The 20,080-nt window shown below is 63.7% G+C and carries 15 protein-coding genes; 5 read left to right on the top strand and 10 right to left on the bottom strand.

The window, feature by feature from the left end:
* Nucleotides 1-48: 48 nt before the first annotated feature.
* The 3 genes from GSQ92_RS09750 to secD all read right to left on the bottom strand — a co-directional run bounded on the left by GSQ92_RS09750 (nucleotide 49) and on the right by secD (nucleotide 4,384).
* Nucleotides 49-1,533: a sulfotransferase family protein gene (locus GSQ92_RS09750; RefSeq protein ID WP_158803072.1), complete on the bottom strand. Its 1,485-nt coding sequence runs from the start codon at nucleotides 1,531-1,533 to the stop codon at nucleotides 49-51.
* Between the two features lie 203 nt (nucleotides 1,534-1,736).
* Nucleotides 1,737-2,714, bottom strand: a complete 978-nt coding sequence (gene secF, locus GSQ92_RS09755) for a protein translocase subunit SecF (RefSeq protein WP_159013398.1) — start codon at nucleotides 2,712-2,714, stop codon at nucleotides 1,737-1,739.
* Between the two features lie 92 nt (nucleotides 2,715-2,806).
* Nucleotides 2,807-4,384, bottom strand: coding sequence for a protein translocase subunit SecD (gene secD / locus GSQ92_RS09760; RefSeq protein ID WP_159013399.1), 1,578 nt, complete (start codon nucleotides 4,382-4,384; stop codon nucleotides 2,807-2,809).
* Between the two features lie 159 nt (nucleotides 4,385-4,543).
* Here secD and GSQ92_RS09765 point away from each other — a divergent pair, with 159 nt between their 5' ends.
* A complete protein-coding gene (locus GSQ92_RS09765) occupies nucleotides 4,544-5,560 on the top strand; it encodes a Gfo/Idh/MocA family protein (protein ID WP_159013400.1) in 1,017 nt (338 codons plus the stop codon).
* Here the strand turns inward: GSQ92_RS09765 and lpxB are convergent.
* The 5 genes from lpxB to GSQ92_RS09790 all read right to left on the bottom strand — a co-directional run bounded on the left by lpxB (nucleotide 5,504) and on the right by GSQ92_RS09790 (nucleotide 12,155).
* The gene (gene lpxB / locus GSQ92_RS09770; protein ID WP_158803075.1) at nucleotides 5,504-6,658 is read right to left on the bottom strand and encodes a lipid-A-disaccharide synthase; all 1,155 of its coding nucleotides are present in this window, start codon (nucleotides 6,656-6,658) and stop codon (nucleotides 5,504-5,506) included. The two genes, GSQ92_RS09765 and lpxB, sit on opposite strands and share 57 nt — an antisense overlap.
* A complete protein-coding gene (locus GSQ92_RS09775; protein ID WP_158803076.1) occupies nucleotides 6,655-7,284 on the bottom strand; it encodes a GNAT family N-acetyltransferase in 630 nt (209 codons plus the stop codon). Before GSQ92_RS09775 ends, lpxB begins: the two co-directional genes overlap by 4 nt.
* A gap of 139 nt (nucleotides 7,285-7,423) precedes the next feature.
* Nucleotides 7,424-8,446, bottom strand: a complete 1,023-nt coding sequence (gene epmA / locus GSQ92_RS09780) for an EF-P lysine aminoacylase EpmA (RefSeq protein ID WP_158803077.1) — start codon at nucleotides 8,444-8,446, stop codon at nucleotides 7,424-7,426.
* A gap of 74 nt (nucleotides 8,447-8,520) precedes the next feature.
* Nucleotides 8,521-9,381, bottom strand: coding sequence for a hypothetical protein (locus tag GSQ92_RS09785; protein ID WP_158803078.1), 861 nt, complete (start codon nucleotides 9,379-9,381; stop codon nucleotides 8,521-8,523).
* 38 nt (nucleotides 9,382-9,419) lie between these two features.
* Entirely contained in the window at nucleotides 9,420-12,155 is a 2,736-nt protein-coding gene (locus tag GSQ92_RS09790; protein ID WP_158803079.1) for a patatin-like phospholipase family protein, read from the bottom strand.
* A 200-nt stretch (nucleotides 12,156-12,355) separates the two neighbouring features.
* Here GSQ92_RS09790 and GSQ92_RS09795 point away from each other — a divergent pair, with 200 nt between their 5' ends.
* The 4 genes from GSQ92_RS09795 to GSQ92_RS09810 all read left to right on the top strand — a co-directional run bounded on the left by GSQ92_RS09795 (nucleotide 12,356) and on the right by GSQ92_RS09810 (nucleotide 16,647).
* On the top strand, nucleotides 12,356-12,787 hold the full coding sequence (locus GSQ92_RS09795) for a hypothetical protein (protein ID WP_158803080.1): 432 nt from the start codon (nucleotides 12,356-12,358) through the stop codon (nucleotides 12,785-12,787).
* Between the two features lie 18 nt (nucleotides 12,788-12,805).
* Nucleotides 12,806-14,086, top strand: a complete 1,281-nt coding sequence (locus GSQ92_RS09800; RefSeq protein ID WP_158803081.1) for a hypothetical protein — start codon at nucleotides 12,806-12,808, stop codon at nucleotides 14,084-14,086.
* Nucleotides 14,068-15,573, top strand: a complete 1,506-nt coding sequence (locus tag GSQ92_RS09805; protein ID WP_159013401.1) for a peroxidase — start codon at nucleotides 14,068-14,070, stop codon at nucleotides 15,571-15,573. Before GSQ92_RS09800 ends, GSQ92_RS09805 begins: the two co-directional genes overlap by 19 nt.
* A gap of 63 nt (nucleotides 15,574-15,636) precedes the next feature.
* Nucleotides 15,637-16,647, top strand: a complete 1,011-nt coding sequence (locus GSQ92_RS09810) for a DUF3644 domain-containing protein (RefSeq protein WP_216850056.1) — start codon at nucleotides 15,637-15,639, stop codon at nucleotides 16,645-16,647.
* Nucleotides 16,648-17,070: 423 nt separating this feature from the next.
* On the opposite strand, the gene GSQ92_RS09815 is transcribed toward GSQ92_RS09810, so the two are convergent.
* Together GSQ92_RS09815 and GSQ92_RS09820 are read right to left on the bottom strand one after the other, a co-directional pair.
* The gene (locus GSQ92_RS09815) at nucleotides 17,071-18,249 is read right to left on the bottom strand and encodes a catalase family protein (RefSeq protein ID WP_159013402.1); all 1,179 of its coding nucleotides are present in this window, start codon (nucleotides 18,247-18,249) and stop codon (nucleotides 17,071-17,073) included.
* Complete coding sequence (locus GSQ92_RS09820) at nucleotides 18,246-20,075, bottom strand: GMC family oxidoreductase (RefSeq protein ID WP_158803083.1); 1,830 nt, start codon at nucleotides 20,073-20,075, stop codon at nucleotides 18,246-18,248. Before GSQ92_RS09820 ends, GSQ92_RS09815 begins: the two co-directional genes overlap by 4 nt.
* Between the last annotated feature and the right edge of the window lie 5 nt (nucleotides 20,076-20,080).

The following is a 20,080-nucleotide window of genomic DNA, read 5'->3' on the forward strand; positions in this document are numbered from 1 at the left end:
TCCTTCAGGTGTTCGGGAAATGCATCCTGGCTGGTCACAGGGCCGGTTTCAGTCGAGCTGGTAGCCTAACTTCTCAATCCAGGGCTCGAGGATCGGCAAAGCCGGGGCGAGTTCGTCTCGGTAGTGGCGATAGCGGTAGCGCGACCGGTCATAGAGCGGTTCCTTAACCTGCGCGTAGCTTGCCGTGCGCGAATGATGGCGGCTCTCATGGAAGACGAGGGACGCCGGCTCGTAGGCCACGGACAGGAAGCCGCACAGCGCCCTCAAGGTTTCTTCTGGCTCCGTCAAAAGGTCCTCGTAGCGCAGAGTGTGCAGAGACAGGTCGATCTCGGCCCTGTAATGTGCGACGAGCTGCATGATGCGCGCGTAATGCGTCGCCGCCGAGACCAGGCTGCTGGCGCAATGAAAACCATGGGTCAGCATATTGCCCATGATCGAAACCATGACATCCAGCGGATGCCGGACGACATGGATCAAAGGCGCTTTCGGGAAGATCAGCGAGATGAGACCGAGATGAGTCTCGTTGAGCGGCATCTTGTCGGTGAAAAGATCCTTGTCCGGCTTGAACACGCCCATTTGGGCGGCGCGGTGCAGATAGACATCCCGCAAGTCATTCAAACCTTGCTGACGATCGCCCATCCATAACTCGCTCAAAGCCTCTGGGTAGCTGAGCGGACTCTCGAGAAGGCGCTGGAGGGTCGCGGCGATATCGCTCACGAAAGGCAATTCGTCACCCGCCGCGATGCGCGAATGACGGGACAGCATCTGTTCGAGAAGCGTGGTGCCGGAACGCGGAAAGCCGAGGATAAAGATCGGTTGCGGCCCAGGGGCGACATCCGCGCGCGGTAGCAGCGCCAACCGGCCGCGCGTGAAGAAGCCACGCAGCCGGCGTATCATCTCGCTGACCGCCTCGTCCTGATAGATCTGGCCCAATTCGTCCCGCACGCGCCGCTTGCTTTCGAGGAAGACCTCGAAGGCCGCCGCATATTCGCCGGTCTGGTCGAGCAGGCGGCCTTTTTCCGCAAGTTCGGCAGGGGTGAGTTTGCCCAGTCGCACCTGCTGCTCCAGGCGATCGAGCACCGCGAAGGCGCGGTCATTGTCGTGTAGACGGGTGTGTAGAACAGCGCGGGTCAAAAGGCTGTCGGGATCGTCGGGAAAGAGCCGGTCGATGATATCGAGCAAAGAACCCGCTGCCTCGAACCGGCCATCCGCCTCTTCCAGCCGGGCCCAGCCGAGCAGGCTTTGCCGCACCCGCGGATTGGCACTGACCGATTCCTGATAGAGGCGTCTCGCCTCATCGAACCTGCCCTGCTTCTTGAGGTTCCAGGCAAGATTCGCGATCACGATGGGGTCGCGCTTGCCCGTCAGGCTCAGGACGCGGCGGTAGTGGAATTCCCCCGGTTGCGGGCGGTGCACGCCGGTTAGCACCATGGCGAGCAGGTTGTGACTTTTCGGATCCTCCGGCGCGATGCGCACGGCATTCCGCGCATGGACCTCAGCCTCTTCCAGGGCGCCGCGCGCGAGAAGCGCCATGGCAAGCGCCTGGGTGGCGGGTAAATCGTTGGGATTCGCCGCGACCCGCTTGGCCGACTCCTTTTCAGAGGCGGTGGCAGGGGATGCCGGCAGGCCCGCGAATTCAACCGATGACTGAGAAGAACCGACCGAGACGTTCATTCCGATGATAGAACGTCATGCCCGTCCGTTCGTCAACCGGAATGAGATGAGCGCGAATCCGCTCAGTTCGCGCGCGCCTGAACCTTCTTCCCGGTTTCCGGCTTGGCCGGCTGGGCGTCTCGCCGCAGCCGGTTCTCGCCGAGCAACAACAGGATCGGGGCGGCGATGAAGATCGAGGAGGAGGTGCCGACGACGATGCCGAACAGCATGACGATGGCGAAGGCTTTCACGGAAGCGCCGAAGATCGCCAGCGGCAGCGCCGCGAGGAACACCGTCATCGAGGTGCCGAGTGTCCGGTTCAGCGTCTCGTTGATCGACTGGTCGATCAATTGGCGCAGCGGCATGGTCTTGTACTTGCGCAGGTTCTCGCGCATCCGGTCGTAGACCACGACCTTGTCGTTGGTGGAGTAGCCGAGGATCGTCAGGATCGCGGCGACCATCACCAGGTCGAATTGCAGGCGAGTAACGACGAGGAAGCCGATGGTTTTGGTGATGTCGAGAATGAGCGTCACCACGGCACCAACCGCGAACTGCCACTCGAACCGGAACCAGATATAGACCAGGATCATGAGCAAGCTGAGGCCGAGTGCCAGCAGGCCCTGGCGAAAGAGTTCCTGCGATACCGAGGCACCGACCGCGCTGGTGCTGAGGACCTTGTTGCCCGGCGCCACCTGATCGAGTGCCGCATGAACCCGCGCCACCGCCAGGTCGGTCGCCGCGGCATTGGCCCGGCTTTCGAGGCGGATCATGAACTCGTTGGCGGAAGCGGAGCCCACGCGCTGCAGCCCGGCATCGCTGAGGTTATGGGCGGCCAGCGCGGCGCGGAGATGGGCAAAATCGGCGGGTTGCGGTGTGCGGGCTTCCATCACCACGCCGCCCTTGAAGTCGATGCCTAGCCGCAGGCCGGGATAGAAGAACAGCCCGACCGAGGCGAGCGACAACACGGCCGAAACGATAAGGCCCGCGAAGCGTCCCTTCATGAACTGAATGCGGGTACCATCCGGAACCAGGCGGAACAGCGGCTTGTAAAAAAAGCGCATCTTCATGCCGTCCTTTGGGGCGCCTGGACCGGCGCGGCCGGGCCATTGCCGTCAGGCGAAAACTCGCGTCGGTCGAGCAACATATTGCCCGCCTATACCGGCAAAGCCGACGGGCGGCGCCGGATATACCATCTCGATGTCAGCAACCGGGCGAAGACGGTGGCGGTGAAAAGCGTGGTGACGATGCCGACGGTGATCGTCACGGCGAAGCCGCGCACCGGACCCGAACCAAAGATGAACAGCATCACATGCGCCAGCAGCGCCGTCACGTTGCTGTCGATGATAGTGCCATAGGCGCGGCGATACCCGGCTTCGAGCGCCTGCAAGGGAGACCGCCCGTTGCGCACCTCTTCCCGCACCCGCTCGTTGATGAGGATATTCGCGTCCACCGCCATGCCGAGGGTGAGCAGAATGCCCGCCATGCCCGGCAGCGTGAGTGTCGCCTGGAGCAGCGACAGAATGCCCATCAGCATGATGAGATTGACGACGAGGGCGAGATTCGCGAACCAGCCGAACAGGCCGTAGAAGGCGCCCATGAAGAAGATGACGAGCACGAAGCCGACCATCAGCGAGATGGCGCCGGCCCGGATCGAATCCGCGCCAAGCTCGGGTCCGACGCTCTGCTCCTCGATCACCGTCAGCGGCGCGGGCAAGGCGCCGGCACGCAGCAGCAACGCGAGGTCGGTTGCGGCCTGAGCATTGGCGCTGCCGCTGATCTGGCCGCGCCCGCCGGTGATCGCCTCGCGGATGACCGGGTCGCTGATCACCTGGTTGTCGAGCACGATGGCGAAGGGATGGCCTACATTGGCCGAGGTCACATCGCCGAACTGACGCGCGCCTAGGCTATCGAATTCGATATTGACCACCCAGCCGCCGGTCTGGGGATCCTGGCCGGCCTGGGCATTGGTTAGGTTGGCACCGTCAACCATGACGGCCTGGCGGATGGCGACCTTTTGGTTCGGGCTACCCTGAAGCGGCAGGAAGGCGTCGCCCAGCGGCGGCGGCTCGCCGGAATTCGCGTTGGCGCTCTCATCGACCAGGTGGAAGGTCATATGCGCGGTCTCGCCCAGCAGCGTCTTGATGCGCTGCGGGTCAGAGATGCCGGGCAGCTGGACCATGATGCGGTCGGTGCCCTGACGCGCGATCTGCGGATCGACGATGCCGGTGCTGTCGATGCGGCGGCGAATGATCTCGATCGACTGGGTCACGGCGGCCGTGGCGCGAGCGATAAGGGCGGGCCGCGATAGCGTGAGGATCAGATTGGCGCCGTCGCCGCTGGCATCGAAATCGGCAAGGCTGGTGGTGCCGAGGGACGGCGTGAGCAGGTCGCTGAGCGCCTTGATCGCCGCTTGTCGCTGGTTGGGGTCGAGTAGCGTGATCTCGACGCGGTTGGCCGCCTGATCGGCCGCGAGGCGGGTATAGCCGATGCCCGGCGCGCGGAAATCCTGTCGCACCTGGTCAACGGTGCTGCCGAGCTTCTCCTTGGCGACCGCGCCCATATCGACCTGCATCAGCAGGTAGCTGCCGCCGCGCAGGTCGAGGCCGAGATGGATCTGCCGCCAGGGCAGCCAGCCATTCGGCGCGCGCATCAGATTGGGTATGCAGAAGAGGACGCCGAGCAGGCAAGCCCCGATGATCGCGGCAGCCTTGAGTCGGCTGAAATAGAGCATGGGGGCGGACGGCCTTAGCGGTTCATGATTTGGCGCGGAGGTATGGCGGCGCGTTTGTCTGAAGGCAAGCCTCGGGGCCTGGGCAGGTCCCAGGCGCCAGAAGGTTGACGCCTCGCCACGTCCTGGTAACGCTGCCGCGCGTTCCGATAGGTCCAGAATTTGGCAACATCACACAGCGGCATCGTTAGAGTTGGAGTGGCCGGTGTTGGTCACTTCGGCCGCATCCATGCCTTGAAGGCCGCCGCCTCCCTCCGCGCCCGCCTGGTCGGTGTCTATGACCTGGATGCCGAGCGGGCGCGCGCCGTGGGCTGGGAGGCCGGCGTGCCGCCCATGGACTTCGCGGCCTTGCTCGCCGCCTCGGACGCGATAGTCGTTTCCGCCCCGGCGGAGGCGCATCACGACCTGGCCGCCGCCGCCATCCGCGCGGGCCGCCATGTGCTGATCGAAAAGCCGATCGCCTCCACGCTCGCGGAGGCCGAGGATCTCGCGGCTTTGGCGAAGGCGGCGGGTGCCGTGCTGCAGGTCGGGCATCTGGAACGGTTTTCCGCGGCCCATGGCGCGGTCGCAGCGCGGATGGGACGGCCGCTTTATATCGAGGCGGTGCGCGTCGCCCCCTTCAAGATCCGGGGTACGGATGTTTCCGTCATCCTCGACCTCATGATCCACGACCTCGACCTTGTGCTGGCGCTGGTGGATGCGCCGATCGCCCATGTCGATGCCGTGGGCGCGGCGGTGGCGAGTGCGCATGAGGATATCGCCAATGCCCGCGTGCGCTTCGCCAATGGCTGCGTCGCGACGATCACCGCGAGCCGCATCTCGCTCAAGACCGAGCGGCGGATGCGGATCTTTTCCCAGAGTGGCTATCTCGCGGTCGATTTCGCCAATCGGCGCCTGACGGCCATCGGGCGCGGCGGCGGAATGCCGGTGCCGGGAATGCCGGAATTCTCGATCGAGGAGTCTTCCTGGGAAGATCATGACGCGCTGGCCGCCGAACAGGGCGCCTTCTTCGCCTCGATCCTCGATGGCGCGCCGGTGCTGGTGGATGCGGAGGCCGGGCGGCGCGCGCTGGAGGCGGCGCTGGCCGTTACCACGGCGATGGAACATTCTCGCCAGGAGGTTTCAGACTCCGGGCTTTTCGTCGAGCAAGGCGAGAACGGCGGCAGCGGCGGCCTCTGAGGGCAAGCCGGCGGCAGGCCGCAGGCTGTCGGTAATCCGCGCGAAGGCGGCCTTCTGCAAGGCGGCGGCGGGGCCTTCCTGCAACAGGCGGCCTAGTTCCTCGGCAAGGCGTTCGGGGCGGCAGGCCTGCTGGATCAGCTCCGGCACCACTTCACGCCCGGCGAGAAGATTGACCATGGCGGCATGTTTGACCCGGACCACGCGCCTGACGAGCGCGGCGGTGATCGGGTTGACGCGATAGGCCACCACCATGGGCACCCCAGCGACGGCAAGCTCCAGGGTCGATGTGCCGGATTTGGTGAGGGCGGCGCGGGCAGCGGCGAAAGCGTCGTGCTTCTCGGTGAGGGTGGTGACGAGGATGGGTTTTTGCGGCCAAGCGGCGGCCGCAGCGGTCACGGCCGCCGCCACCGGCGCGGCCACAGGCACCACGGGCAGCAGTTTGGGAAAGCGCGGTGCCAATTGCCGCAGGGTCTCGCCGAAGATCGGCAGGAGCCGGGAAACCTCCGTGGAGCGGCTGCCCGGCATCAGGATGACGGGCATGCTGTCAGGTGCCAGGCCGTGCGCGGCGCGGAAGCGGGCGGCGTCGCCGGTGCCGGCGCCGGATTCCAGGACGGGATGACCGACGAATTCGGCGGTGAGGCCGTGGCTGGCGAAGAACTCGACCTCGAAGGGCAGCAGGCAAAGCAGGCGGTCCCAAAGCCCGGGGTATTTCCGCACCCGTTTCTCGCGCCAGGCCCACACCTGGGGTGCCACGTAGTGAATGCGCGGGATGCCGAGCGGGATGACGCGGCGGAGCAGCCTCAGTGAAAAGCCGGGGCTGTCGATGGTGACGACCACATCGGGGCGCCGCGCCGCGATATCGGCCACGGTCTCGGCCATGCGGCGACGCAGGGCGGGGATACGCGGCAGGATCTCGGCGAGACCCATCAGCGCCAGCTCCTCCATGGGGAAGAGGCTGACGAAGCCGTGCTGCGCCATGAGAGGGCCGCCGATACCGGCGAAAGACAGCTCCGGCCGTTGCTCGCGGAGCGCCTGGATGAGCCGGGCGCCGAGAACGTCGCCGCTCGCCTCACCGGCCACGAGGTAGATGAGGGTCACGATAGGGCTGCCCCGGTGAGGCTTTTCCACCAGAAGTTCAGGCGGTGCGGGGTCTCGGCTGTGGCGCCGACTTCGCGCCAGGACATGGTGCAGCCCATGCCAGTGGCCTGGGCGAAGCCCCGATTGCGCCAGAAAGCGTCGAGCGGGACGTAGCCGACAGGGCGCGCCGGGTGATTGACAGAGCGCTCGACGGCGCAGAAGGCGGCGATGTCGCAGGTGGAGACGCGGCGCGCATGCGCCTCCCGCTCGGCGAAGAAGCGGCGGCCGAGGCCATGGCCTCGCCAGGGATGCAGCAGGATCGATTCGCCGAAGTAGAAGACGCGCGCTGGGTCGATGCGCTGGGCGACGAAGGGCGCCTGGATGTTCGCTGTTTCGTCGGTGAGCGGCAGGCAGGTGGAAGCGCCGACGACCTCGTCGCCCGCAATCGCCAAAACGACACCGGCGCGCGGGCTGTCGACGTAGCTGCGCAAGTACCGCTCCTCATAGGCGGGGTCGCCGTCATAGAGGTAGGGCCAGTCCCGGAACACCGTGATTCGCAGCTGCGCGAGCGCCGGGACATAGGGCAGCAAGCCATCGCCGCTGACGGTAAGAATCTCGGGCGAAGGCCCGATGCGCGCGCCGCTCATACGCATGGGGCGTGATGGCGAGCGGTTATGGAATGAGTGGGGAGCATCCGGCTTAGGCTACATGAAAAGCGTGAGCCGGAAAGCCATCGGCTGTCACGCTTTGGCGAACCCGGTGCGCATCGGAAACAAGGCGTCGCTTTCAGTCGGGGTCGGGCGGGGAGGGCAGCCACTGCACCTGATCGATGCGGTCGGCGCCGGCGGCGATCATCGCCAGACGGTCGAAGCCCAGAGCAATGCCGGCGGCTGGCGGCATGCCATGGGCGAGCGCTGCGAGAAAATCCTCGTCCAGCGGCCAGTCGGGGCCGCCATAAAGGGCGTGACGGCGGGCGCGGTCCGCCATGAAACGACCGCGCTGCTCCTCCGCATCGGTAAGTTCCACGAAGGCGTTGGCGAGTTCCATGCCGCAGAGGAAAAGCTCGAAGCGTTCGGCGACGCGGTGATCGGCGGGGTCGCGGCGCGCAAGGGCTGCCTGAGCGGCCGGCCAGTGGGTGAGGAAGGTCGGATGCCGCTGACCGAGCTTCGGCTCGATGCGGCCGAGGATGAGGCGGAAGAACAGATCTTCCCAATCCTCGCCTTCCCGCAGCCGCTCGCCAGCGGCGGCGGCGAGCGCCGGGGCGTCGCCGGCGGTTGCCAGCAGGTCGGCGCCCACATCCCGCGCGAAGGCTTCGGCCAGGGTCAGGCGCTCGACGGCGGCCAGGGAGGTGGTGATCCCTTGGCTCGTCACCAGGGGCGACAGGACGGCGCGGAGGAAGGCGGTGGTCTCTTCGATGAGGTCGTCCAGGGTGGCGACGGGGCGATACCATTCGAGCATGGTGAATTCGGCGGCGTGGCGCGCGCTACCCTCGCCGTTCCGCCAGACGCGCGCGAGCTGGAAGATGGGGCCCGCCCCCGCCACCAGCAGGCGCTTCATCGCGAATTCGGGGCTGGTGTGGAGACGCAGGGGATGGCGCATGCCGTCCGTGCCGATGCGCTCGGTGGCGAAGGTGGCGAGATGCACCTCCTCCCCCGGCGCAGCCACCGCATAGGGCGTCTCGACCTCGGTATAGCCGCGCGCGGTGAAGAAGGCGCGGGTGGCGGCGGTCAGGAGATTGCGCCGGCGGAGGAAGGGTAGCCGTGCCTCCAGACTTTCGGGACGCCAGGGCGGCAGGGGATAGGAGGACATCGGACGAAGCCTAGAACGGGCGCGAGGGAATGAGAACTCGCGCTCGTTCTGAAGGGCGCTCGATGCCACCGCGTTCAGGCAGGAGTGACGGGTATGGCTTGGAGGGGCACCACTTCAGGGGTCGGTGCAGCCTGTGGCGATGGTTGTTGCGTGAAATACTGGTAGAGCCAGCGGCCACCCAGGAATACCGGCACGGCGAACAGCGCGATGCCGCCGAGGACAGCTGCTTGCACGGGAATGCATGAACCCGGGCATTCCTGCGAGCCACCCGAAGGGAGATTCGGCAAGCCTAGCGGCGATACATCGGTCCAATTATGGAGTGCACTGGTCTGAGTGGTGAGATAACCGAGCGTGGCCGCGCCGCTGTAAGGATTGAAAAAGTCGATAGCTCCCCTGGTAGCGTTCATAGCCGCCCCCGCAAAGTCGTACGCACTCCTCGTTACTGAGTCCACCATGTAGTCAGATTTGGAGAAGATAACGCCGGGAACGCCATCATCCCGGGATCGCATAAAACAAATCTTGTTCTTGCAATTCCAAATATTCTTGTGCGGAAGCTGATTTCTGGGGCGCGCCCCGTCCTTGCGATCGCCTACAAGGCGCTCGAAGCGGCCCGGGTCTCCCTGGGTCATAGAGGGAGCGCGCGTGGGAGGCGAATGGACGGGTACTAAGGCCATGATGAACACTCCCAAAATTTCAGAGGGAGCAAACTGCTTGGTTATTGTTTTCGAAATGTTTAACGGACGCCGCCACATCGCTTGCAACAACATGAAGTCTAGTGGCAGCGCGTAGCCCAAGGCGTAGCGATCATCCCGCTCCCTTGCCCCGAGAGAGAAGATTGCGCGATCCGGACCCGAGCAGGCTTGATCCAGCCACTCACACTTGTGCGTTTCAATAGTCTCTAAGACACCGGGCCGATCACCGTCATGCTCAGCCATAAGACCGACCAGACCTATATGACGTATCGGCTCACTCTCTAGCCGCCCATCCCAGTCTGGCGCTCCATATAGCGGTTCGCGCGCAAACGAAGTTCCTGCAAGCTGCTGACCTTGTGGATCGGTTTCGTCAGGTCAATAGCGCCGCCATTGCAGATCGTTTCGAGCACATGCGCGCCAAGCGCCCGATAGGCCTCGAACTGCGATTCGGAATACCACTGGTCGAGCGTGCTCTCATGCGGAAAGTCCCGATGAGCCATCGCGTAGCTGCGGATATCGAGCCGCTCATCGCCATGATAGCCGGGCTTGATGTAGAGCAGCCAACCAAGTTTCGACGATCCGGGATAAGTGATCGTACCGATTGCGCAATAGGCTCCGGCCGCCGGAGGTTCTTGCCGCGGATGAATTTCGAATCTCTCGAACTCTATCCCCACGCCTTGATCGATGAAAATCTTGCGCACGGCATTGCCGAAATCCTCGAAGGCGCCTTCGGCATCCGCACCCGCATCACTTACGACGATGAAGCGGCAGCGCCGCCGCACCATCTCATAGAGACCGAGGTTCTCAAAATGCCCGCCATCGGATAGATAGATCCATTTGCGATCGTCGGTCGTGGCACCTGCCAGCTCCATCAATGCCGGAACGAGGCCAGGCTGCGGCCCCTTCTTACGGTATTGCGCGCGCGCGGGATTGCCGAGCCACCAGCCAAGGCGGACGTTGAAAAGCATCAGAAGGAAACTCACGATAGCCGAGGAGTGATAGCCCATATTCGGACTGACGGCGGCACCCGACACTGCCATTGCAGTGCCGAGCGAAAGTCCGTGGCGGCCGCCATAATGCTCCGTCCGCCGATAGCCGACGATGGGGTTGCCGCAAGCCATATCGGTGACCGTGAAGACCTCGGCCTTACGCTCCTGCCAGGCAAGCTTTTTCGTGGAGACCACATTGAGAGTCATGTTGATGACGTGCAAGAGGCGTGCGCTGTCCTTAGGCTCAGGCCGGACCTCGAACATGCGCGGATTGTCGTCGCTGTCGAAGCTGGTGAAAGGATCCGGGCTTCGTGGTTTGCCCGCTCCGGCCCGCGCGGAACCGAGAAAGGCGCGCACCAGCCGGTTGCGATAGATGCCGTGCAGCGTGAAGCGGTTGATATTGACGAGACAGGACGCGCCGAAAGCGACCGCGATGAGAATAGTTGCGGTTCCCAGTTCGACCAGGCCCGCGCCATTCAGCGGCAGAAGCTTCATCCAGGGCGCGTTTTTCACCTTGAAGACGTCGGTCAGCACATCACGGAGCTTCGCATCGATCGCCGACAGGACCGCCACAAGGCAGATCGCGAAGACGACGCTCGCGACGGTGACCAGGTTGTTGAGGGAGAGCAGCCCCGATTTCGCCTGTCCGGGCAATGCGGCTGTTTTACCGCTGGAGCCGATGATTAGCGTGATGAAGCCGAAGGCGCCGGTGATAGTGACCGTGCCGAATAAGGTCCAAGCGGAGTACAGGCTCCACTTCAACAACCAGGGTCCGTGAAGATCAATGCCGGCAATGATGCTCCAGCTGATGGCCGTGGCCATACAAAGGCCGCTTGCCCGGGCGAGCCACTCCCGGTCCATGTCACTGCGCGGCAGAAAGCTCGACACAGCGACATAGACGATATCACCGACGAGGATGGACATCAGCGTCCACAACACGCCGAAGACGACCAGGCCTTTGCTGTCCACCAGCGTGGCGAAATCGACCCCGACCAGGAGAATGGCGCCGACGACGGCGCCCGTCAGCGCGGCGGCCAGAAGTTCGAGTGCGGCGCATCCAGCCGTCGTTTTCTGGTGGAAGAAGACAATCAGGCGCGCGGCCATCCAAGCGACGACATAGAGCGCGGCGCCTCCGAGGATCCATCGCCAGTCGATGACGCCTGAGCCCGGGCCCGCGTTGACGCCGACGGCGGCGGCCAAGGTGAAGCAAGCACTCGCGATCGTGGCAGGTATCAAAGCGAGACGGATGAAGCGGCCGGTCGTCAACCATTTGTTAGTCATGCGGAGCCTACCCACGAAAGCGACGATCGACGCGAAGAGGGCGAAAGCGGCGCCGATCCAGGCAAAGAGTACACCAAGCGGCGGCGGTTGCAGGCAATGGGGCGCGGGACAGTATTTGGCACGGAGCGAGACGAGCAGTGCGTCAGAGAATAGCGGGATGAACAACAAGCCCAGGAAAAGCGGCCCGAAGACCAGCCAGTTGAGAACGAGGTTCCGCACAGTAAGCGCCACGACGGCCCAAGTGTCGGGCGAAAGCAGCCCCAGCCTTGGGGTCAGGTAATTGCTGTCGGCCCTGATTCCGGCGATCTCGGCGGCTTCCTGGCCGGTCCGGCGCAGTTGATCGAGGCCGGCGAAGACCTTGGCATCGCTTTTCGCGTGATGCCGCCAGGCGGTCAGCCAGCCACCTATATAGCCGCCGCCTGACACGGTCGAAAGATAATGGAAATGTTCCAAGGCGCCGCAGCGTGCCAGCGCCTGCAACGCGCCGAGGGCGAAGGCCGCACTGCGAATTCCGCCGCCCGATAGGCAAAGTGCGGAGAGAGGTTCAGGCAGATTGTCAATCGTCGATTGTGTGGTTCGTTCGAACTCGTCCCATCTCGCTTGTTTAGTGGTTCGATCCTCACCTAGTCCAATTGTAGGAGGCGGCGTCGGTGTCTCGATCCCTGGGAAGAGTCGCTTAAGTTCGTCACAGATAACTTCTCCGACACCACGTCCGGCGTTGCTCGGATCTTCGGAGGTGTTAGGCATCGGAAGGCCCTCTCATGCGAGTTAGGCGATGGTCGGCGGCCAACGCCCCGATGCTCCGTCGCTCGTGCGGCGTCGGCGTGAATTGAGAAGGCGCAATGCGAGACTAGCGGATCCGATCTATAAAGACTATCATTGCGTGCAACAAATTTGGCCGCACTCGCGTGGACCATGTGATGGCTCCCTGTAAGAGAGGCGAGACGATGGCGTATGACGTCGATCAACTGCTCCGCATGTCGCAAGCGGAACTCGATGCGCTGTTCAGCTCGCTAGAGGCTGGACCGATTCCGGATGGCGAGGGCGACGGCACCGCGATCATCGCGCCGGGCACGGTGTTCACCCGCGAAATCGCGGCGTTCGTCAATCATTTCGCGTGGCAGGGCAAAGTCTTTGACGCTAAGGCTGGGCTTCTGAAGAATCGCATCCTGCCGTTCGGCCTGAACGCGATTGTCGCACGTGTTTACAAGCAGGCGAGTTGGCTGGATGGGAAGGAATGCATCGTCCTCGATTATTCGGAGACATCGATGGTGGCGCATTGGGTCCGTGATGAGATCAGGCTGATCTCGCCTGGGTCCTATCTGGGCATCGTCTATTGGGACAAGACGCGGCTGATCGACTTCGCTTTGCGTTTCTGACCTAAAGTCGGCAGGCAGATGACCCCGCAAGGGAATTTCATGGTCGCGGCCTCGGTCCTCCCCGTTGAGGTTCCGGGCTTGCGGGTTTTGCTGGAGACCATGAACCTGCGGCCGGGTTTCGCCGATCCGGACAATACGCTGGTGACCTTTGGCGCTTTCGACCGGCTGCACTTCGCGCGGTTTGTTATCCTGGAGGACCAGACGCTCGGCGATCTCACCGCTTATGGCGTGGCGTTTCCCGATGCGCCGATCTGGCTGGTGTTTCTGGGCGACTGCGACGGTGATGGGCGAGAGATGGTCGAGGCTTTCGCGAGAGATGCCGCTCCGGGATTGCGGCGGATCTTCGCGCATTGCACGGATTTCGCGCCGACGACCGATTTGCGGCAGTGGATGCATTCGCATTCGGTTTCTCCGGCGACGCAGTATGTGAATTGGGTCGGGCGCACGGTTCTTGATGTGTGTCAGGAGGCGGCGTTGCATGCAGCGCTGAGGGCGGCACTGCCTGTCGAGGCGGGACCGCAACCGGCGATCGCGCTGCGCAACACGCTGATCGCGGAGGTCGCGCGGCATGGGCCGCTGCCTTCGCCTCGCCCTCCGACGCCTTTGGCCTGGCGATTGGCTCAGCTTGGCCGGGCGGGTTTGGGCGTGCTGGCATTTCTGATCGCCATTCCCGTTGGGTTGCTCATCGCGATTCCGTTCCTGGCGATTTTGCGGCGGCGGGAGACCCGTGACGCTGTCATAGCGCCACGGCCGACGCCCGCGCATGTCGCGGAGCTTGCGCTGCGGGAAGACTATGACGTTACCAACCAGTTCAGCGCTTTTGGCAACGTCAAGCCTGGGCGGTTCCGGCTCTGGACTCTGGTTGTGCTGCTTTGGGTGGTCAATCTCACGACCCAGTTGATCTATACGCGCGGGCGGTTGGCTCGCGTGGGCACCATACATTTCGCGCGTTGGGTGTTTTTCGATGACCGAAGGCGGTTGCTGTTTCTGAGTAATTATGACGGCAGCCTGGACAGCTACATGGATGATTTCATCAACAAGGTTGCCTATGGACTGAACCTCGTCTTCAGCAATGGGATTGGCTATCCGCGAACACGGTTCCTCATTCTGGGCGGAGCGGAGGATGAGCAGGGATTCAAGAATTACCTTCGTCGCCATCAATTGCCGACCGAGGTTTGGTACAAAGCCTATCCTGGCCTCACCACATCCGATCTCGACCGCAATACCCGCATTCGCGAGGGTTTCGAGCGCAGCGCCATGAGTGACGAGGAGGCTCGGGCATGGCTGGCGCTGATCTGACCGTGCCCGGCGATGTCACTGAGCGCGATGATGTGCAGGCCTTGCTGCGATCTGGCTTCGGGCCGCTCACCGAAGCGTGTTTCCTGTTGTTGCGGGTGGCGGATGTCGTGGCGGCGCGGGCTTGGCTTGCGCGGGTCCATGTGACGAGCATGGCGGATTTGGACACCAAGCAAGAGACAGTTCTGCAAGTCGCGCTGACGGCGGCGGGGATGCGGGCGCTCGGGACTGACCCGAAGGTGATCGACGGGTTTTCCGCGGAGTTCGTCGCGGGCATGGCGGGGGATGCGGCGCGCAGCCGGCGGCTTGGCGATGTCGGGCCGGACGCGCCCGAGCATTGGGATTGGGGCTGGGCCGAGCGAGAGCCGCATGCGCTTGTCATGCTCTATGCGCAGCCGGGCGCTTTGGCGGTGTTTCGCGAGGAGGTCGTGGGGTCGATCGGAGCGGGTTTCGATGTGCTGACGAGCCTCGAGACGTCGGACATGAAAGGCCACGAGCCTTTCGGCTTTCTCGATGGCGTCAGCCAGCCAAGTATTGACTGGAATGGCGAACGCGCACCGGGAAGCGCCGCTGATCTGGACTACGGCAATCTCATCGCGGCCGGCGAGTTCGTGCTGGGGTATCGCAATGAATATGGGCGGCTTACCGAGCGGCCAATTGTCGATGGCGCGCAGGATGAGCGGGCGGCGGCCTTGCTGCCTCGGGCCGCCGATCGGCCGAATGCCTATGATTCGGGGCGCAACGGGACCTATCTGGTGCTGCGGCAGTTGGAGCAGGATGTGCCGGGTTTCTGGCGCACGATGAGCGCGGCGGCCCCGGCGAATCCGATTCCGCTGGCTGAAGCGGTTGTTGGGCGGCGTCTCGATGGGTCGCCACTTGTGCCGTTGCAGCCTCAGAGGATTCCGGGGGTCGGCGAGGATGCGGGTGACAGGGTGCGCAACCAGTTCACCTATACGCGGGATCCGCAGGGGCTCGCTTGTCCCATCGGCGCGCATGTGCGGCGGGCCAATCCGCGTAACGGGGATATGGCGGAGGGCCGCACCGGGCTGGTGGGTCAGCTGCTCTGCACGCTGGGCTTCGCGGCGGATACCGATGCCGATCGCATCGCGCCGAGCCGCTTCCATCGACTGCTGCGCCGAGGCCGAGAATATGGGCGCCTCCTCTCGATCCGCGAGGCGCAGGCCTCGGTCGAGCATCCGCCGGCCGGCATCCATTTTCTTTGCCTGAACGCGAATATCAGCCGGCAATTCGAGTTCGTGCAGAATGCTTGGCTGCAGGGGACCACGTTTGGTGGCCTCACCGGTGAGGCGGATCCGCTGACGGGCAATCGCGCGCCGCTGATGACGGGCGCTGCGACCGATGAGTTTAGTATGCCGCAGGGTGGTGGGGTGGCGAAGCGTGTCGCCGCGCTGCCGCGTTTTGTGACGGTGCGCGGGGGTGGGTATTTCTTTCTTCCGGGGGTGCGGGCGCTGCGGTATTTGGCGGGGTAGTAGTGTGAGCTTAGCCGGGATCAAAAACTGGATGGCATGACACCTTCATGATAGCGTTTCCCGATGGCCAGAAAATCAACAAAGGTCTCACTTACGCCCCTCGAGAAAGCCGTAGTCAAGGCATTGCTTGACGACGGTTGGCGCAATCAAGATGTTCAAGCGCTCATCAACACCGGGCGGACAGCTTCAATTAACTCCGGTCGAATTTCCGGGATCAAGGCCAATGCCTCGATCGCCCCGGCAACCAGGCAGCAAGTCGAAGCCTTCCAGCATAAGAAGCTCGTCTTCGATCACGTGACGGGCCTTTGTCCCATTGACAACGAACGGCTGGTCCGCGCACGGGAGGCGATGATCCTGGCAGTCGAACTGTTCAATACGCCGCGTATCGCCTTCAAAGCCGGGGTCTTCTCGATGCTCGCAAATGTCGCCTGGACTTACCTATTGCATGAGCATTATGAATCCAACGGCGTTACGATTGTCAATAGAGACGGCTTCAGCCTGCTACTCTCGCAAATGATTGACCGACATGATTGTCCCATTTCCAAGGGCTGTAAGCAGAATCTTCTGGCAATCAAGGAGATCCGAGATGTGGTCGAGCACCGAACTATCGGGTCGTTCGATCTGGAGTGGCTACCTCTCTTTCAATCAACATGCCTTAATTTCGAAAAGACACTGACTGACCTGTTCGGCCACCGGCTTACCCTCGGTCGCGAGCTCGGTTTTTCACTTCAGTTTGCCAAACTGTCCACGGAGGAAATCGCAAAGCTTCAGGCGCAGGAACTGCCCGAGCACATCGCCGCGCTAGATGCTAGTCTAGCTGCTAAGCTGGGCGAGGGCGACGCGGACAATCTCGAGTATCAGTTTAGGGTTGTCTACACACTTACGAATGCCTCGAAGACTAAGGCACATTTCCAATTCGTCCAGCCAGATTCCGCTGAAGGAAAGGAAATCCAGAATGTTCTGATCAAATACAAGCCGGCCGAAGATATCTGGCCACTGAAACCTAACGAAGTTGTCAAGCTCGTCGCCCGCGCTAGCGGGCGACAAGCACCAACGGGCTTGGAAAATGTATAGTGCTCGTCCCAAAACGGGAGCGGCAGATCCCGCAGCTACTAACAAGGACTACTGCTGTTATCATCCGCCGTATAAATCGTATACCTATTCCCAAGCGTGGGTCAGTTACCTCGTCAAGCAGATTGCCGACGACAAACGGTGGGAGGAGCTCTCGGCTTATGGCCCATAACGTGAAGATAGCGCACTAACCTAATGATGGGTCAGATCAGGTCAATTCGCCATCGGCGCCAGTTGCAAGATGACTTGGTAGGTTTTGGTCATAGGGCCTGGCGAGCGGCCCTGGCAGCTAACTTCCAGGTGAGTAGATAAGTCTCTCCGTCCGCCGCCCTCCGTAACCCACCCCTAACCCCTCCCTTCCAGGGAGGGGAACCCGCGCCGTACACAATCGCGCATCAAAGTCACCACACCCTCAGCCGCATCCCCTCACCCAAAGACCTCATCCCCCGTAGGCTCCACATGCGGCGTCGCGTTCATCTCCTGCCGCAATCGCGACAACTCCTCGTAGCTCACCAACCGCGCGCGGTTCTGGTTGCCGAGAGGCCGGTGTGCGGGCAGCGCGTGCCAAGGATTAAACGAAAGACTACTCGCAAACCCCAACTGCGCCGCGCTGTCGAAGATTTGGCGCGGCAGAATGAGCCGTGCCACCGGAATCGATGGCGACAAGCGTTCCGGCCAGATGACGGAGGCACACTCGATCGGCATGCGGCTCGGGACGGTCTGGCGTTGGATGCGGAAGTCGAAGGTGGCGTCGCGTTCAGCGAGAGTCGCGACCATGGCCTCGCGCAGGTAGTTGTCGGGCGGACGTAACGGGAGACGCGGCACTTTGCTGTGTGGCGCATTCACCGGGACGAGCGAGTAGCGCATCGCCTGGCCCTCGCCGAGGAGATACGGCACGCAGCTCCAATATGGCGTTTCCAGCGGACTCGTCTGCGTGCGGGCCCAGAGGCCCTGCATGATGGCGTCGAACAGATGGGGGTCACGCGGGTCGAGGAAATAAAACAGCGGCAAGCGGCGTGCTATGGCGCGTTGCAGCTTGGCGTTCTCTCGGACATTCGGCGTGGTGAAGGTCGGTGTGCTGATGCCGGTGAAGTCCTGAGTGAAACGCTCGTCGGCGAGCAGTTTCTCGCCAGGAACGCCCATGACTTTGATGCCGAAACTGAGGACGCCGATATCCTCGATATCCGGCGGACTGTCCGGTCCTGGCCCCGCGAAGCGGATCCAGGCGGGGTAGTCGCCCGGCTCCGCGAAGAGGCCGTGGCGCAGGGCGGGCGGAAGATCTGGCGAGACGATGAAGCGGCCGCGCAACACGGCGTGGGTTTTGGTATTGCCGGCGCGCTGGAAGCCGCCGGGCGCGTACATCGATCGCATATAGGCGGCCATCGTGGCGATGATGGAGGCGGCGATGGCGGCCTCGTCGGGCAGTGGAGTTTCGCGCGCGGGCTCGTCGGGCTCGGGCATGCGCGTGCGGTTGATGAGCGATTGGGTCAAGGCGGCGAGCCAGGGGCGGAACAGGCTGTCGAGCGCGGGTCGGATGAAGGGATCGATGCGGCGCTCGGCATGCAGAAGGCTGACCGCGGCGGCGTGGAGGCGTTGCGCGATCATTGTTTCTGATCCTGCTGCCAGATCACCTCGGCGGCCTTTTCGGCGATCATGTAGATGGCGCTGGCGATGAAGAAGCCGGGGATACGGGGAAAAACCGAGGCGTCCACGACGCGCAGACCGCGCAGGCCATGGACCGCGAAATCCGCGCCCAGGACGCCGCCGTCTTCCGGCGCACCGATTGGGCAGGAGCAGGAGGCGTGGTGGCCCCAGGCATTGTCTCGAACGTATTGGGCGAGGTCTTCGTCGGATTGCAGTCGCGGGCCGGGGAGTTCTTCCTCGGCGACCAGTCCAGCAGCGCGCATTCCCTCGGTCATCTTTCGGGCGAGGCGGATGCCGGAGACGACCGCGTTGAGATCGTGGCCGCCGGGATCGCTGCGCTCGTCGAAGTAGTTGAATTCCACGAGGGGTGTGTCGCGGGGATTGGCGGAGCGTAGCCGGACCGTGCCGGTGCGGTTGGCGGTATGGGCTTTGAGGAGGACCCAGCTCAGGCAGTCGTGGTGTTTGGCGAGGTCTTGGGCATAGCCCGGATAGTACCCGGTAAAGCGCGCGACCAGGCCCATGCAGAAGAGATCCGGGGCGGTCACGTGCGGTTCGGAGCGGCGGGACAGAGCGAGCGCGGCGCCGTTGGAGCCATACATGCCTCGGCCGCCTTGGGTCCATTCGCGGTAGAGCGGATCGCCCGCCTCGAAACGCGCGCCGGCGAGGACGCACCATGGCTCGGCCATGCGGTTGACGACCGAGATTTCGTAGCGGTCCTGCAGATTGCGGCCGACCCCGGGGCGGGCGAGCTGCAGCGGGATGCCATGAGGTGCCAGTTCCTCGGGCGCGCCGATACCGGACAGCATGAGGAGTTGTGGCGTGTTGAAGGCGCCGCCCGCGAGGATGACGCCGTGGCGCGCGCGGATGGTGCACTGTTCACCGGGCGCGGTTGAGGGCGTGGGATGGGCGCCATAGAGGCGCTCGCCTTTGAGGTAGGTGACGCCGGTGGCGCGGCCCTCCTCCAGCAGTACTTGCGTCGCGAGGGCGTGGAGTTCGATGTGGAGGCGATCGGGGCGTCGCGCCTGGGCCCGCAACACGCGTTCGCGGGTGCCGAAGCGATGGTGGCCCTGGGTGGAGAGCGGCGTATAGCAGAGGCCGTCGCGCGCCTTGTGCAGGGTGCGGCGGTCATTCGGATCGGCCTGGCTCTCGAAGAGGCGCCAGAGGCGGTCGAGGAAGCGCGGGCCACGCAGGGCAGCGAGCGCGCTGCCGAGCACCGTCTCCATGAGGGCGCGATCGTGGAAGACCTCGTTGGGTTTCGAGCGTTCGACCGGCAGCCAGCCGTCCCAGCCATGACCGGTGGCGTCGAGGCCGAGACGGGCGAGAAACCGCCAGAAGGGGCGATGGTGGCAGGCTTCCAGGCGATGCGCGTAACCCCGCATGTGCTCGGCGCGCCAGGAGGGGTCGGCCGTGAGGGCGGCGATGGCATTCCAGTCGGCGTCGTCGGGGTAGACGAAGATCATCGCGTTATGAGCCGTGCAGCCGCCTAGCGTGCCGGCGCGCGGATAGTAGATGCCCTCTGGCTGGCATTTTGGGTCGGCGCGCTGGAGCGCATCATCGGCGTAGTGGCGAACGAAGAAGTCCCAGGCCATGGCTGGGTTTTCGGCGGCGAAGGGATGGAAGGCCGGAACGTCATAATCGGACGGCATGCGGGGCGCCGCGTCCCTCGGGTCGCCGCCGGCTTCGAGGAGAACCACATGCGCGCCGAACTCCGCGAGACGTGCGGCGACCGTGCCGCCGCCGGCGCCGGAACCGACGACGATATAATCGCAGGTCGCCTCATCCGGCATGGCGC

The sequence above is a fragment of the Acidisoma sp. S159 genome (assembly GCF_009766125.1).
In the GTDB taxonomy this organism is placed as follows: domain Bacteria; phylum Pseudomonadota; class Alphaproteobacteria; order Acetobacterales; family Acetobacteraceae; genus Acidisoma.

Bases quoted from the DNA above. Each gene is read 5' to 3' on its own strand.
- GSQ92_RS09820 (WP_158803083.1), bottom strand. From the start codon at position 20,075: ATGCCGGATGAGGCGACCTGCGATTATATCGTCGTCGGTTCCGGCGCC.
- GSQ92_RS09815 (WP_159013402.1), bottom strand. From the start codon at position 18,249: ATGATCGCGCAACGCCTCCACGCCGCCGCGGTCAGCCTTCTGCATGCC.
- GSQ92_RS09805 (WP_159013401.1), top strand. From the start codon at position 14,068: ATGGCTGGCGCTGATCTGACCGTGCCCGGCGATGTCACTGAGCGCGAT.
- GSQ92_RS09790 (WP_158803079.1), bottom strand. From the start codon at position 12,155: ATGCCTAACACCTCCGAAGATCCGAGCAACGCCGGACGTGGTGTCGGA.
- GSQ92_RS09785 (WP_158803078.1), bottom strand. From the start codon at position 9,381: ATGGCTGAGCATGACGGTGATCGGCCCGGTGTCTTAGAGACTATTGAA.
- GSQ92_RS09795 (WP_158803080.1), top strand. From the start codon at position 12,356: ATGGCGTATGACGTCGATCAACTGCTCCGCATGTCGCAAGCGGAACTC.
- GSQ92_RS09750 (WP_158803072.1), bottom strand. From the start codon at position 1,533: ATGGCGCTTCTCGCGCGCGGCGCCCTGGAAGAGGCTGAGGTCCATGCG.
- GSQ92_RS09800 (WP_158803081.1), top strand. From the start codon at position 12,806: ATGACCCCGCAAGGGAATTTCATGGTCGCGGCCTCGGTCCTCCCCGTT.
- epmA (WP_158803077.1), bottom strand. From the start codon at position 8,446: ATGTCCTCCTATCCCCTGCCGCCCTGGCGTCCCGAAAGTCTGGAGGCA.
- secF (WP_159013398.1), bottom strand. From the start codon at position 2,714: ATGCGCTTTTTTTACAAGCCGCTGTTCCGCCTGGTTCCGGATGGTACC.
- GSQ92_RS09810 (WP_216850056.1), top strand. From the start codon at position 15,637: ATGGCCAGAAAATCAACAAAGGTCTCACTTACGCCCCTCGAGAAAGCC.
- GSQ92_RS09775 (WP_158803076.1), bottom strand. From the start codon at position 7,284: ATGAGCGGCGCGCGCATCGGGCCTTCGCCCGAGATTCTTACCGTCAGC.
- secD (WP_159013399.1), bottom strand. From the start codon at position 4,384: ATGCTCTATTTCAGCCGACTCAAGGCTGCCGCGATCATCGGGGCTTGC.